11 protein-coding genes are annotated in these 14,212 nt (G+C 70.6%); 10 read left to right on the top strand and 1 reads right to left on the bottom strand.

The annotated features are described in order from the left end of the window. Positions 1-27: 27 nt before the first annotated feature. Positions 28-603: a beta-class carbonic anhydrase gene (locus EV375_RS05695; protein ID WP_486588307.1), complete on the bottom strand. Its 576-nt coding sequence runs from the start codon at positions 601-603 to the stop codon at positions 28-30. Between the two features lie 479 nt (positions 604-1,082). On the opposite strand from EV375_RS05695, the gene rsmH reads away from it, so the two are divergent. The 10 genes from rsmH to EV375_RS05645 all read left to right on the top strand — a co-directional run bounded on the left by rsmH (position 1,083) and on the right by EV375_RS05645 (position 14,084). Further along, a complete protein-coding gene (rsmH, locus tag EV375_RS05690) occupies positions 1,083-2,015 on the top strand; it encodes a 16S rRNA (cytosine(1402)-N(4))-methyltransferase RsmH (RefSeq protein WP_486588700.1) in 933 nt (310 codons plus the stop codon). Then, positions 2,012-2,389, top strand: coding sequence for a cell division protein FtsL (gene ftsL, locus EV375_RS05685; RefSeq protein WP_130298472.1), 378 nt, complete (start codon positions 2,012-2,014; stop codon positions 2,387-2,389). Before rsmH ends, ftsL begins: the two co-directional genes overlap by 4 nt. Continuing rightward, a complete protein-coding gene (locus EV375_RS05680; RefSeq protein WP_207227987.1) occupies positions 2,386-4,566 on the top strand; it encodes a peptidoglycan D,D-transpeptidase FtsI family protein in 2,181 nt (726 codons plus the stop codon). The genes ftsL and EV375_RS05680 overlap by 4 nt, the downstream gene beginning before the upstream one ends. Before the next feature lie 138 nt (positions 4,567-4,704). Next, on the top strand, positions 4,705-6,429 hold the full coding sequence (locus EV375_RS05675) for a UDP-N-acetylmuramoyl-L-alanyl-D-glutamate--2,6-diaminopimelate ligase (RefSeq protein ID WP_130298471.1): 1,725 nt from the start codon (positions 4,705-4,707) through the stop codon (positions 6,427-6,429). Further along, complete coding sequence (locus EV375_RS05670; protein ID WP_130298470.1) at positions 6,426-7,880, top strand: UDP-N-acetylmuramoyl-tripeptide--D-alanyl-D-alanine ligase; 1,455 nt, start codon at positions 6,426-6,428, stop codon at positions 7,878-7,880. Before EV375_RS05675 ends, EV375_RS05670 begins: the two co-directional genes overlap by 4 nt. Continuing rightward, positions 7,877-8,941: a phospho-N-acetylmuramoyl-pentapeptide-transferase gene (mraY, locus tag EV375_RS05665; RefSeq protein WP_130301636.1), complete on the top strand. Its 1,065-nt coding sequence runs from the start codon at positions 7,877-7,879 to the stop codon at positions 8,939-8,941. The genes EV375_RS05670 and mraY overlap by 4 nt, the downstream gene beginning before the upstream one ends. Before the next feature lie 68 nt (positions 8,942-9,009). Then, positions 9,010-10,455, top strand: coding sequence for a UDP-N-acetylmuramoyl-L-alanine--D-glutamate ligase (gene murD / locus EV375_RS05660; protein ID WP_130301635.1), 1,446 nt, complete (start codon positions 9,010-9,012; stop codon positions 10,453-10,455). A 52-nt stretch (positions 10,456-10,507) separates the two neighbouring features. Continuing rightward, on the top strand, positions 10,508-12,124 hold the full coding sequence (gene ftsW / locus EV375_RS05655) for a peptidoglycan glycosyltransferase FtsW (protein WP_486588306.1): 1,617 nt from the start codon (positions 10,508-10,510) through the stop codon (positions 12,122-12,124). A gap of 6 nt (positions 12,125-12,130) precedes the next feature. After that, a complete protein-coding gene (gene murG, locus EV375_RS05650) occupies positions 12,131-13,225 on the top strand; it encodes an undecaprenyldiphospho-muramoylpentapeptide beta-N-acetylglucosaminyltransferase (RefSeq protein WP_130298469.1) in 1,095 nt (364 codons plus the stop codon). 16 nt (positions 13,226-13,241) lie between these two features. Next, on the top strand, positions 13,242-14,084 hold the full coding sequence (locus tag EV375_RS05645) for a cell division protein FtsQ/DivIB (RefSeq protein ID WP_486588305.1): 843 nt from the start codon (positions 13,242-13,244) through the stop codon (positions 14,082-14,084). The last annotated feature ends 128 nt before the right edge of the window (positions 14,085-14,212 follow it).

Here is a 14,212-nt window from a genome sequence, read left to right as displayed (position 1 = left end):
CATTCTTCACGCCCACGCGTCTTCGCGTCAGGCTTCCGCGGTGATCTCCGGATCGATCTCGCGGAGCAGCCCCGTCTTCACGTCGAAGACGAAACCACGCACGTCGTCCGTGTGCAGGAGGAAAGGCGAAGTACGCACACGTTCCATGGACTGCCGCACGTCCTGGTCCAGATCCGGGAACGCCTCGACCGCCCACGACGGCCGCTGCCCCACCTCCAGCTCCAGTTCGTGCCGGAAGTTCTCGGTGATGTTGAGCATTCCGCAGCCGGTGTGGTGGATGAGGACGACGGAACGGGTGCCGAGGGCACGCTGGCTGATGGTCAGTGAGCGGATGATGTCGTCGGTGACCACGCCGCCTGCGTTCCGTATCGTGTGGCAGTCGCCGAGTTCGAGCCCCAGGGCCTCGTGCAGGTCGAGCCGGGCGTCCATGCAGGCCACGACGGCGACCTTGAGGACGGGACGGGCGTCCATGCCCGGGTCGGTGAACCTCGCCGCGTAGGTCTGGTTCGCTTCGACGAGTCGGTCGGTGACGGTTCCGGGACGGTGCTGGTCGCCGGCGGGGGACTGGGAGGGCGGCTGAGCGTGCCGCTGGTGCGTCGACATGTGACGACGTTAGACCGCCGAGGCGCGCCAGGCTCCCTTCCGTGGCGGACCAATCGGGCTTTCCACCGTTTCTGTGACGTGCTCCACAGGTGGCCGTACCCCCGGGTCAACGCGCCACGGCGCTGGTTGACCGAAGGGACGAGTGGACTAAAGTGGCGCGAAGTGGGAGGCGGGACGCTTCCAGGGACTCCGATTCCCCGAGTGCGCAGGCGCGTACGTGCGGCTCGGCCTCCTCCCGCTCTTGGCCGTACGGTGCTCCCTTCCCCGGTTCCGTCCGGCCTCTTCCCCTTCGAGCGGGCGGGGACCAAGCAGCACGTGGGCAGGAAGGGCGCATGACGACCGAAGAGCAGCCCGCCCGCGAAGGGCCTGTCGGAGCCTCGGAGATGGCCGTGAGTCAGGACTCCGCCGGCGGCGGCCCCTTCAGCGATTCCTTCAGTGACTCCTCCCAGGCACCTCCAGGGGAGCGGCACCGCCCCGTCATGCTTCGGCGCTGCCTCGATCTGCTGGCCCCGGCCCTCGCCGAGCCCGGCGCCACCGTCGTCGACTGCACCCTCGGCCTCGGCGGCCACAGCGAGGCCCTGCTCTCGACCTTCCCGGCAGCCCGGCTGATCGCGCTCGACCGCGACCGGGAGGCGCTGCGCCTGGCCGGGCAGCGGCTCGCCCCGTACGCCGACCGCGCCACCCTCGTGCACGCCGTCTACGACGAACTGCCCGACGTCCTCGGCCGTCTCGGCGTCCCGCGTGTGCAGGGCGTGCTGTTCGACCTCGGTGTCTCCTCCATGCAGTTGGACGAGGCGGAGCGCGGCTTCGCCTACGCGCAGGACGCCCCCCTCGACATGCGCATGGACCAGACGCACGGCCCGAGCGCCGCGGACGTCCTCAACACCTATCCGCCCGGGGAACTCGTGCGGGTGCTGCGTGCGTACGGCGAGGAGAAGCAGGCCCGGCGCATCGTCGAAGCGGTCGTACGGGAACGGGAGAGGGAGTCCTTCAGCCACAGCGCGAGGCTCGTGGAAGTGATCCGGGACGCACTGCCGCAGGCGGCCAAGCGCACCGGGGGCAACCCCGCCAAGCGGACCTTCCAGGCGCTGCGCATCGAGGTCAACGGCGAACTCGACGTCCTGGAGCGGGCCGTGCCCGCGGCCGTGGACGCGCTGGCGGTCGGCGGGCGCATCGCCGTGCTGTCGTACCACTCGCTGGAGGACCGGCTCGTCAAGCGGGTGCTGACCGCCGGTGCCGGGAGCACCGCGCCGCCCGGGCTGCCCGTGGTGCCCGAGCAGTACCAGCCACGGCTCAAGCTGCTGACGCGCGGCGCCGAACTCCCCACCGAGGACGAGATCGCCGAGAACCGCCGCGCCGCACCGGCCCGGCTGCGCGGCGCGGAGCGCATCAGGGAGGCGCACACCTCGTGAGTGCACAGCAGCGGCTTTCCCGGCTCGCCCGTCTCGTACCGGCCGGCCCCTCGACGGCTGCCCGCACGCCGTTCGTGCTGCTCGTCGTGCTGATACTGGGCGCAGGGCTGCTGGGGCTGCTGCTGCTCAACGCCGCGGTCAACCAGGGCTCGTTCCGGCTGAGCAAGCTCGAGAAGCAGACCGACGAGCTGACGGACGAACAGCAGTCGCTCCAGCAGGAGGTCGACTCCTACTCCGCTCCCGGCTCGCTGGAGAAGCGCGCCCGCGAACTGGGCCTCGTACCCGGCGGCACGCCCGCGTTCCTGGCCCCCGACGGCACCGTCAAGGGCAAGCCGCAGCCCGCCGCCGGCGACCCCGAGCAGGAGGAGCGGTGAGCGAACGTCCCCGTGGGCCTCGACGCGACGGCGGCGGGAAGAGCGAGGGCAAGCCCTCCGCGGGCCGTCCCGAGGCCGGGAGCTCCGCGAGGTCCGCCAAGTCCTCGCAGCCCGGGTCCGCCAAGGCCGCGAAGTCCCCCAAACCCTTCAAGTCCGCCAAGCAGTCCCGGTCTTCGGACTTCGCCAGGACCGTCAGGTCCGCGAGTGCGGCCAAGCCCGGCAGGCCCGCCAAGGCCTCCGGCGGCACCAGGCCTGCCGTTCCCGCACAGGGCGGTCATCTGCGCCTCGCGCGCGCCAGGCCGAGGCTGCGGCTGATCGCCTTCGGACTCACCGCGATCATGCTCACCTTCACCGCACGGCTGCTCCAGGTGCAGGCCGTCGACGCCAGCGCGTTCGCCGACAAGGCGGCCGTCAACCGCTACATCACCGTGCCGCTCGCGGCCGAGCGCGGCACGATCTCCTCGCGCGACGGCGCGGCGCTGGCCACGACCGTCGATGCCTACGACGTGACGGCGGACCCGTATCTCTTCACCCGTAAGCAGACCGGCGTCACGGACGCCCCCGAGCGCGCCGCCGCCCTCCTCGCACCCGTGCTCCACGAGGACGAGCAGCAGCTCACCCAGAAGCTGGCGAAGAAGAACACCCGCTACGTGCTCCTCGCCCGCCAGCAGACGCCGCGTACCTGGGCGCGGATCAAGAAGCTGAAGAAGGAAGTCGCCGCGAAGGCGGCCGAGGCGGGACGGCCGGCGGGCTCGGCCGGCACCGCCGCCGAGTCGGAGAAGTCCGCGGACGGCGGCGCCGGTCAAGCGGCGGACGTCCTGGCGGGCGTCTACCGCGAGAAGCACCCCAAGCGCATCTACCCCAACCGTGAACTGGCCTCCTCCGTGCTCGGCTTCGTCAACTCCGAGGGGAAGGGCGGCGCGGGCGTCGAGGCCCTGCTGAACAAGAAGCTCGCCGGGAAGGACGGCAAGATCACCTACGCCCAGTCCGGCGGCCGCCAGGTCCCCACCGCGGGCGTACGCGAACACCCGGCCCGCGCCGGCGCCGACGTGCAGCTCACCCTGGACCGGGACATCCAGTGGGCCGCGCAGCAGGCCATTCGCGAACAGGTCGAGGACTCCGACGCGGACAGCGGCTACGTGGTGGTACAGGACACCCGCACCGGTGAACTCCTCTCCATGGCCAGCGCCCCGGACTTCGACCCGAACGACATCTCACGCGCCGACCCCCTGGCCCTCGGCAACGCAGCCGCGCAGGACATCTACGAGCCCGGCTCGACGAGCAAGGTGATGTCGATGGCGGCCGTCCTGGAGGAGGGCAAGGCCACGCCTCTCACCGAAGTGACGGTGCCGAACCGCCTCAAGCGCGCCGACCGCTCCTTCGCCGACGACATCGACCACGAGACCTGGCATCTCACGCTCAACGGCGTCCTCGCCAAGTCCAGCAACATCGGGACGATCCTCGCCACCGAGCAGCTGGGGAAGGACCAGAAGGAGGCCAATCGCGTCCTCCACCGCTACTTGAGCCGGTTCGGCGTCGGCAGGTCCACGGGCCTGGGGCTGCCCGGCGCGTCCTCCGGCATTCTGGAGCGGCCCGAGAAGTGGAGCGCCTCCCAGCAGTACACGATCCCTTTCGGCCAGGGCCTCTCCCTGAACGCCGTACAGGCCGCGTCGATCTACTCCACGATCGCCAACGGCGGCGTGCGCAAGGTGCCTTCGCTCGTACGGGGAACCACCGGCCCGGACGGCGGATTCACGGCGGCACCCGAGCCGGGCCACCGCCGCGTGGTGAGCGAGAAGACCGCGAAGACCCTCTCCAGGATGCTGGAGTCCGTGGTCAGCGACATGGAGGGGACGGGCACGACCGCGAAGATCCCCGGCTACCGGGTCGCGGGCAAGACCGGTACGGCCAACCGGGTGGACCCCGACACGGGCCGGTACAGCGGGTACACCTCGTCGTTCGCGGGCTTCGCTCCCGCCGACAAGCCGCGGGTGACCGTCTACTGCGCCGTCCAGAACCCGAAGAAGGGAAGCTACTTCGGGAGCGACGTCTGCGGCCCCGTCTACAAGAAGGTCATGAAATTCGCCTTGAAGTCGCTGCAGATCCCCCCGACCGGAGCAAAGGCCGACCCGCTGCCCGTCAAAGCCGGGAAGGACCGCTCGGAGACGGAGCGATGAGCCGGGAAAGCGGCCCGCAGGCCCCCGTCGCGCCGTCCCGCCGAACGTGCCGGGAGCGGGTCACGGAGGCCCGGCGACGCCCCTCCGTGACGCCCCTCGCTTCGCGGCACAGCCCTCCCGCCCGGTACGCTCACCGCCGTGCCACAAGCTGATCAGAACTCCCTCTCGCCCTCGGCGGAGGGCCGCCCAGTCCCGCCTTCCGCGGAGGCTGCCCCCGGGACGACCACGAACGTCACCTCGGGCACGCCGCGGCCCGCACAGGTACGGCCCGTTCCCCTCGCGGAGCTGGCCCGCCGGCTGAACACCGCAGCCCCACAGGGCGCGGAGGAGGCCCCGGTGACCGGCATCACCCACGACTCACGTGCCGTGCGGCCCGGTGATGTCTACGCGGCGCTGCCCGGCGCACGCTTCCACGGCGCCGACTTCGCCTCGCAGGCCGCCAGCCTCGGCGCGGTCGCCGTGCTCACCGACCCGGCCGGTACCGAACGCTCCGCTGACACGGGGCTGCCGGTCCTGACGGTGCCGGACCCCCGCGCCCGTATGGGTGCGCTGGCCGCGGCGATCTACGGGGAGCCGGGCAAGGGCCTGCTCCAGATCGGCATCACCGGCACCTCCGGCAAGACCACCACCGCCTACCTGGTGGACGGCGGACTCCGCGAGGCCGCCGCCAAGACGGACGAACTGACGGGGCTCATCGGCACCGTGGAGTCCCGCATCGGGGACGACCGGCTGAAGTCCGAGCGCACCACCCCCGAGGCCACCGACCTCCAGGCGCTCTTCGCGGTGATGCGGGAACGCGGCGTGACGGCGGTGGCCATGGAGGTCTCCAGCCACGCGCTGGTGCTCGGCCGCGTGGACGGCTGCATCTTCGACATCGCCGTCTTCAACAACCTCAGCCCCGAACACCTGGACTTCCACCCGGACATGGAGGACTACTTCCGGGCGAAGCGGCAGCTGTTCACACGCGCGCGCTCACGCGCGGGCGTGGTCAACTTCGACGACGAGTACGGGCAGCGGCTGATCACCGAGTCCGAGGTCCCCGTGACGACCTTCTCCGCGGAGGGCCACCCCGACGCCGACTGGCGCGCCGAGGACGTCGAGGTGGGGCCCCTCGGCTCGACCTTCACCGCTGTGGGGCCGAAGGACGAGTCCGTACGGGCCGCCGCGCCGATCCCCGGGCCCTTCAACGTCGCCAACACGCTCGCCGCCCTGACCGCCCTCGTCGCCGCCGGTATCGACCCGCAGACGGCGGCCGACGGCATCGCCGCCGTGCCGGGCGTGCCGGGCCGGCTGGAGCGCGTCGACGTCGGGCAGGACTACCTGGCGATCGTCGACTACGCGCACAAGCCCGACGCCGTCGAGTCCGTCCTGTTCGCGATCCGGAAGGTCACCGAGGGGCGCGTGCATGCCGTTCTCGGATGCGGCGGCGACCGTGATCCGCACAAGCGCACCGCCATGGGTTCCGCGCTCGCGCGGCTGTCCGACACCGCCGTCCTGACCTCCGACAACCCCCGCACCGAGGACCCCCTCGCGATCCTCGCCACCATGCTCGCGGGCGCCGCCGAAGTGCCGGCGTACGACCGGGGAACCGTACTGCTGGAGGAGGACAGAGCCGCCGCGATCCGTCTCGCGGTCGAACGTGCCGAGCCCGGTGACACCGTGATCGTGCTCGGCAAGGGCCACGAGCAGGGACAGGACATCGCGGGGGTCGTCAGGCCGTTCGACGACATCCGCGTGCTGCGCGAAGCCATCCGGAACAAGCAGGAAGAGACCCCCACGGCTCCCGCGGCCCCCGCGCAGGCTGCCGCGGGGGCCGCGAACAGCAGCACCCCGACCCAAGGGACAGACGCCGAAGACCGATGATCCCCCTATCTCTCGCCGATATCGCCGCTGTCGTCGACGGACAGCAGAGCGACATACCGGACCCCGACGCCCTGGTCACAGGACCCGTTGTCATCGATTCACGGGAAGTGGCCCACGGCAGTCTCTTCGCAGCCTTCGCCGGTGAACGAGCCGACGGACACGACTTCGCCCGCAGCGCGGTCGAAGCGGGTGCGGTGGCCGTGCTGGCCACCCGTCCCGTCGGGGTGCCGGCCGTCGTCGTCGACGACGTCACCCGGGCCCTGGGCGCCCTCGCCAGGCACGCGGTCGAACGCCTGGGCACGCAGGTCGTCGCGCTGACGGGCTCCGCCGGAAAGACCAGTACCAAGGATCTGATCGCACAACTGCTGGAACGCCTCGGGCCGACGGTCTGGACGCCGGGCTCCCTCAACAACGAGATCGGGCTGCCGCTCACCGCTCTGCGCGCCGAGGAAGGCACCCGTCACCTCGTGCTGGAGATGGGCGCACGCGGCGTGGGGCACATCCGCTACCTCACGCAGCTCACCCCGCCGCGCATCGGCGTCGTGCTCAACGTCGGGACGGCGCACATCGGCGAGTTCGGCGGCCGGGAGCAGATCGCCCTCGCGAAGGGCGAGTTGGTGGAGGCCCTGCCGCCGGCTGCTCCCGCAGGCGACGGTGCGGCCGGGGGAGACGAGGGCGGTGTCGCCGTGCTCAACGCCGACGACCCCTTCGTCCGGGCCATGAGCGAGCGGACCCGTGCTCGTGTGCTGCTGTTCGGCGAGGCGGAAAATGCTCACGTCCGTGCCGAGAATGTCCGGCTCACCGACAGCGGTCAGCCGTCTTTCACGCTACAAACACCGACCGGGTGCGGTGACGTGACCATGCGCCTGTACGGTGAGCACCACGTGTCGAACGCGCTCGCCGCGGCGGCCGTCGCCCACGAACTGGGCATGCCCGCCGGGGACATCGCCACCGCGCTCTCCGCCGCGGGCTCGCTCTCGCGTTGGCGGATGGAGGTCACCGAGCGCGCCGATGGAGTCACGGTCGTCAATGACGCCTACAACGCCAACCCCGAGTCGACACGGGCCGCGCTCCGCGCGCTGGCCGCGATGGGACGGGGCCGGCGGACATGGGCGGTGCTCGGTGAGATGGCCGAGCTCGGCGACGAGTCGCTTGCCGAGCACGACGCGGTCGGACGGCTCGCCGTCCGGCTCAACGTCAGCAAGCTCGTGGCGGTGGGTGGCCAGGAGGCCGTCTGGCTGGACATGGGCGCGAAGAACGAGGGTTCGTGGGGTGAGGAGTCGGTGCACGTGTCCGACGCTGAGGCGGCGGTCGAGCTCTTGCGGAGCGAACTGCGCCCGGGGGATGTCGTACTGGTGAAGGCTTCCCGTTCGGTGGGTCTGGAGCGCGTCGCGGACGCGCTCATGGAGCCCGGGACCAACGAGGGTGAGGTCACCGCCCGATGGGTATGAGCCAGATCCTCTTCTCGGGAGTCATCGGACTCTTCCTGTCCCTGATCGGGACGCCCCTGCTGATCAAGCTGCTCGCGAGACGAGGCTACGGGCAGTTCATCCGCGACGACGGACCGCGGAATCACCACAGCAAGCGCGGCACCCCGACGATGGGCGGCATCGCCTTCATCCTCGCCACGGTCGCCGCGTACGCGCTCACGAAGCTGCTGACAGGCAGTCAGCCGAGCTTCTCCGGCGTGCTCGTGCTCTTCCTCTTCGCCGGCATGGGCCTGGTCGGCTTCCTCGACGACTACATCAAGATCGTCAAGCAGCGCAGCCTCGGCCTGCGGGCCAAGGCGAAGATGGCCGGACAGCTCATCGTCGGCACCGCGTTCGCGGTCCTCGCGCTGAGCTTCCCCAATCTCCGCCTGTTGACGCCCGCTTCGACGAAGCTGTCCTTCACCCAGGACTTCGGCTGGTCGCTGGGCCCGGTCATCTTCGTGATCTGGGCGCTGTTCATGATCCTCGCGATGTCCAACGGCGTGAACCTGACGGACGGCCTGGACGGCCTGGCCACCGGCGCCTCGGTGATGGTCTTCGGCGCCTACGTCTTCATCTGCGTCTGGGAGTACCAGGAGTCCTGCGCCAACCCCTTCACAGCAGGCCCGGGATGCTACGAGGTGCGCGACCCTCTCGATCTGGCGGTCGTCGCCGCCGCGTTGATGGGCGCCTGCTTCGGCTTCCTGTGGTGGAACACCTCGCCCGCCAAGATCTTCATGGGCGACACCGGTTCGCTCGCGCTGGGCGGGGCCCTCGCCGGGCTCGCCATCTGCTCCCGCACGGAGCTGCTGCTGGCCATCCTGGGCGGACTGTTCGTCCTCATCACCATGTCCGTCGTCATCCAGGTCGGCTCCTTCCGGCTCACCGGCAAGCGGGTGTTCAAGATGGCGCCCCTTCAGCACCACTTCGAACTGAAGGGCTGGTCCGAGGTCCTGGTGGTCGTCCGTTTCTGGATCATCCAGGGCATGTGCGCCATCCTCGGCGTCGGGATCTTCTACGCAGGGTGGGCGGCCAGCAAGTGAACGACCGGCACGATCCCCAGGGCTCCGAAGACCCCGCGCACGCAGCGGACTTCGCGGATGCCGGGAGCATGCGGGGCAGGCGTGTGACGGTGGCCGGACTCGGCGTCAGCGGTGTGAGCGCGGCCCGTGCGCTGCAGCGCCTCGGCGCCGAGGTCACCGTCGTCGACGGCGGCGACAGCGAATCGCACCGTGCGCGTGCGGCCGAACTCGGTGCCCGGGACGTGACCGTACGGCTCGCGGACGCGGACACCTTGCCCACCGGGACCGATCTGATCGTCACATCACCGGGCTGGAAGCCGCAGAGCCCGCTCTTCGCCGCCGCCGACGCCGCGGGCGTACCTGCATGGGGCGACGTGGAGTTGGCGTGGCGGCTGCGCGGAACGGCGCCCGGGAACGCGTCCGGCGGGCGCCGCACTCCCGCGCCCTGGCTCGCCGTCACCGGCACCAACGGCAAGACCACCACGGTCCAGATGCTCGCCTCCATCCTCGGCGCCGCCGGACTCCGTGCCCCAGCGGTGGGGAACATCGGCACCCCGCTGATCGACGTCGTCCTCGCCGAGGACCCCCCGGACGTGCTCGCGGTCGAGCTCTCCAGCTACCAGCTGCACTGGGCGCCGAGCCTGCGCGCCCACTCGGCCGCCGTGCTCAACCTCGCGCCGGACCACCTCGACTGGCACGGTTCCATGGAGGCCTACGCGGCCGACAAGGGCCGCATCTACGAGGGCAACCAGGTCGCCTGCGTCTACAACTGCGCCGATCCGGCCACCGAACAGCTCGTGCGCCGGGCGGATGTCGAGGAGGGCTGCCGCGCCATCGGCTTCACCCTCGGCACCCCGGGGCCGTCCGAACTGGGTGTCGTGGACGGCATCCTGGTGGACCGCGCCTTCGTCGAGAACCGCCGCGAGCAGGCGCAGGAGCTGGCCGAGGTCTCGGACATCACTCCCGCGGCTCCGCACAACATCGCCAACGCCCTTGCGGCGGCGGCCCTCGCCCGCGCCTACGGCGTGCCCCCGGCGGCCGTACGGGACGGGCTGCGCGCCTTCCGTCCCGACGCACACCGCATCGCACACGTCGCCGACATCGACGGCGTCGCGTACGTCGACGACTCCAAGGCGACCAACACCCATGCCACGCAGGCATCCCTGGCCGCGTACGACTCCATCGTGTGGATCGCGGGCGGCCTGGCGAAGGGCGCCACCTTCGACGAACTCGTACGGGAGTCCGCGCCTCGCCTGCGCGCCGCCGTACTCATCGGCGCCGACCGTCACCTCATCCACGAAGCCCTCACGCGACACGCCCCGGATGTCCCGGTGGTGGACCTGGAGCGGACCGACACTGGGGCGATGGCTGCGGCAGTCCATGAAGCGGCGCGGCTGGCCCGTCACGGGGATACGGTGCTGATGGCACCGGCCTGCGCCTCGATGGACATGTTCGTCAACTACAACGCGCGCGGTGACGCCTTCACCGACGCGGTGCGTGCGCTGGCAGCGACCGGCGCACACGAGGTGGAGTAACCCGCCGGTCCCGCGGACCGCGTCGCGGGAACAGACGGAGGGGAAGCGACAGATGACGCCCGACAGCGGCGCTGCGGCCGACTCTCTTCCGGGAGCGCCGAGTACGCGCCGGCACACCGCCGCCACCGGCTCCCGCAGCCGCCCCGCCCTCCGCGACCGGTGCGCAGCCCTGGGACGGGCTCTCACGGCGCCTCTGGCTCCGCTGCCGAGTCCCGTCCCGGCCCGCACGGCCCTCCCGCTGCCGCACGCGGCGGGAGCCCTTCTCCTGCCGCGCGAGGCGCAGCGCTCCCGCACGGCCAACGCCCGCACGGGGAAGGGACCTTCGGCCGCCTCCGGCCCCGGAACCGGGCGCCCGCTGCGGCCTCGACGCCCAGCACGGCGCCCGAACCGTCCCGGCGGCGGCCGCGGTACGCCCGCGTTCGTCGCGAGGGCCAGGCGTGCCTGGGACCGCCCGCTGACGGCGTACTACCTGATCCTCGGCGGCAGCCTCCTGCTCACGGTGCTCGGGCTGGTGATGGTCTTCTCGGCGTCGCAGATCGAGGCGCTCCAATCGGGCCTGTCCTCCACGTACTTCTTCCGCAAGCAGCTCATTGCGGCGATGGTGGGCGCCGTTCTGCTCACGCTTGCCGCTCGTATGCCGATCAGACTGCACCGGGCCCTGGCGTACCCGCTGCTGGCCGTTTCCGTCGTGATGATGGGCCTGGTCCAGGTGCCCGGGATGGGGCATGCGGTGAACGGCAACCGCAACTGGCTCTACCTCGGGGGCCCGTTCCAGCTCCAGCCCAGCGAGTTCGCCAAGCTGGCGCTGGTGCTGTGGGGGGCCGACCTGCTGGCCCGCAAGCGCTCCAGGCGGCTGCTGAACCAGTGGAAGCACATGCTCGTGCCGCTCGTGCCCGTCGGCCTGCTGGTGCTCGGACTCATCATGCTCGGCGGGGACATGGGGACCGCGATCATCCTCACGGCGATCCTGTTCGGACTGCTCTGGCTCGCGGGCGCCCCCACACGGCTCTTCGCCGGAGTCATGGGCGTGGCCGCCGTCATCGGCGCTCTGCTGATCATGACCAGCCCGAACAGGATGGCCCGGCTCGGCTGCATCGGGGCCACGGACCCCGGTGCGAACGACCAGTGCTGGCAGGCCGTTCACGGCATCTACGCGCTCGCATCGGGCGGATGGTTCGGTTCGGGGCTCGGCGCCAGTGTGGAAAAATGGGGGCAACTGCCGGAACCGCACACCGACTTCATCTTCGCCGTGACCGGGGAGGAACTCGGTCTTGCGGGGACGCTGTCGGTACTCGCTCTCTTCGCGGCTCTAGGCTATGCGGGTATCCGCGTGGCCGGACGCACGGAGGAACCCTTCGTGAGGTATGCCGCGGGAGGCGTGACGACATGGATCACGGCACAGGCCGTGGTCAACATCGGTGCGGTGCTCGGCCTGCTGCCGATCGCCGGCGTCCCGCTCCCGCTGTTCTCCTATGGTGGTTCCGCCCTGCTGCCGACGATGTTCGCCATCGGGTTGCTCATCGCGTTCGCGCGAAGCGACCCCGCGGCCAGAGCGGCTCTGGCCATGCGGCAGCCTGCTCTGCGGCAGCGCCTGCAGAGAAGGCTGGCAGGGGTGAGATCGAACACGATGAGACGGCGCGCGGATCGGCGGCCGTCCGGAGAGCGGTGAATCAGAGTGCACGTCGTACTCGCCGGTGGGGGCACCGCCGGCCATATCGAGCCCGCGCTCGCCCTCGCGGATGCTCTGCGCAGGCAGGATCCGACCGTGGGCATCACCGCGCTGGGAACCGAACGCGGCCTCGAAACCCGTCTGGTCCCCGAGCGCGGCTATCAGCTCGAACTCATCCCGGCCGTACCGCTGCCGCGCAAGCCCACACCCGAACTGATCACCGTTCCCGGGCGGCTGCGCGGCACCATCAAGGCTGCCGAGCAGGTGCTGGAGAGGACCAAGGCCGACTGCGTCGCCGGGTTCGGCGGGTACGTGGCGCTCCCCGCCTACCTCGCGGCCAAGCGCCTCGGCGTTCCCATCGTCATCCACGAGGCCAACGCGCGGCCCGGCCTGGCCAACAAGATCGGTTCGCGCTACACGCAGCAGGTCGCGGTCTCGACGCCCGACAGCAAGCTGCGCAACGCCCGTTACATCGGCATCCCGCTGCGCCGCTCCATCGCGATGCTGGACCGTGCCGCCGCCAGGCCGGAGGCACGCGCGGCCTTCGGCCTGGAAGCCAATGCGCCCACCCTCTTCGTCACCGGCGGCTCGCAGGGTGCGCGCCGCATCAACGAGGTCGTGCAGCACGTGGCGCCGCACCTTCAGCGGGCGGGAGTTCAGATCCTGCACGCGGTGGGCCCCAAGAACGAACTGCCGCAACCGGACAACATGCCGGGAATGCCGCCCTATGTCCCGGTACCGTATGTCGACCGGATGGATCTCGCGTACGCCGCGGCCGACATGATGCTCTGCCGGGCGGGCGCGATGACCGTCGCGGAGCTGTCTGCCGTCGGACTGCCGGCCGCCTACGTGCCGCTGCCGATCGGCAACGGCGAACAGCGGCTGAACGCGCAGCCCGTCGTCAAGGCGGGCGGCGGGCTGCTCGTCGACGACGCCGAGCTGACTCCGGAGTGGATCCTGGGCAGCGTGCTTCCTGTTCTCAGCGAGCCGCACCGGCTGCACGACATGGCGCGCGCCGCGGCGGAGTTCGGTCGGCGGGACTCCGACGAGCTTCTGGTCGGCATGGTGTACGAGGCGATCGCGGCACGCCGAGGGGCGTGAGAGAAGGCAGGGCAGTGTGGCCGGATCCACGGGACCGACGAAGAGCGCCGGAAAGCGGCGCAGCAGCAACTCGGCGGCCCGTCCGTCGGCTGAGGCCGACTCCGGCCGGTCCCCGGCCCGTTCGCGCGGCGCGCAGTTGCGGAGGGGGGCGCGAATTCGGCGGCTGCGCGCCCTGCTCGTCGTCTTCGCGCTGATGCTCGGACTGGCCGGTTTCGGCGCATGGGCCCTGTACGGATCGAACTGGGTGCTCGTGGAACGTGTCTCCGTCAGCGGCAACAAGGTGCTGACGGAGAAACAGGTACGCGACGCCGCCCGTATTCCGGTTGGTACCCCGCTCCTGTCCGTGGACAGGGCCGCGGCCGAGCGCCGTCTCGAGACCTCGCTGCCCAGGCTGGACGAGGTTCGCGTCGTACGGGCCTTCCCCCACGGAATCGGTATCGAGGTGACAGAACGGAAGCCGGAACTGGTCATGAAGCATGGGGGGAAATTCGTTGAAGTTGACGCTGAAGGCGTGCGTTTCGACGTCGTTCAGGAGCAACCGAAGGGCGTTCCGCTTCTGGTGATGGAAGTCGAGCGCTCAGCGGGTCTCCGTCACTTCGGCAAGGAACGGCTGCGACGCGAAGCCGTCCGGGCCGCTGCCGCACTTCCCGATTCCGTCCGCAGGGACACACGGACGGTCCGGTTGCGTTCCTACGACTCCATCACACTCGAGTTGACGGGCGGCCGGACTGTGCTGTGGGGCAGCGGTGAACGCGGCGGCGCCAAGGCGGAGTCACTGACCGCGCTGATGAAAGCTTCGAAGGGAGCACGGCACTTCGATGTGAGCGTTCCCAGCGCCCCTGCCTCGTCCGGGAGTTGACGGGCGTCACCGCAGGCCAGCACCCTGGATAAGCATCGCCGGGCCTGATCACATAGGGTGAAAAGAAAAACGGGAGGTTCGGCGTGTTCGTTGAACACCCACCGCTTGTCGACTTAGTGTCCGTTCCC

It is taken from the genome of Streptomyces sp. CNZ301 (genome assembly GCF_004217425.1).
Note: the sequence above shows the minus strand (reverse complement) of the source record. Positions and strands in the feature narration are given on the sequence as shown.

What these genes read in the sequence shown, in the direction of transcription:
- EV375_RS05695 (WP_486588307.1), bottom strand. Translation starts at nt 603, where the DNA reads ATGTCGACGCACCAGCGGCACGCTCAGCCGCCCTCCCAGTCCCCCGCC.
- EV375_RS05670 (WP_130298470.1), top strand. Translation starts at nt 6,426, where the DNA reads ATGATCCCCCTATCTCTCGCCGATATCGCCGCTGTCGTCGACGGACAG.
- murD (WP_130301635.1), top strand. Translation starts at nt 9,010, where the DNA reads ATGCGGGGCAGGCGTGTGACGGTGGCCGGACTCGGCGTCAGCGGTGTG.
- mraY (WP_130301636.1), top strand. Translation starts at nt 7,877, where the DNA reads ATGAGCCAGATCCTCTTCTCGGGAGTCATCGGACTCTTCCTGTCCCTG.
- rsmH (WP_486588700.1), top strand. Translation starts at nt 1,083, where the DNA reads ATGCTTCGGCGCTGCCTCGATCTGCTGGCCCCGGCCCTCGCCGAGCCC.
- ftsW (WP_486588306.1), top strand. Translation starts at nt 10,508, where the DNA reads ATGACGCCCGACAGCGGCGCTGCGGCCGACTCTCTTCCGGGAGCGCCG.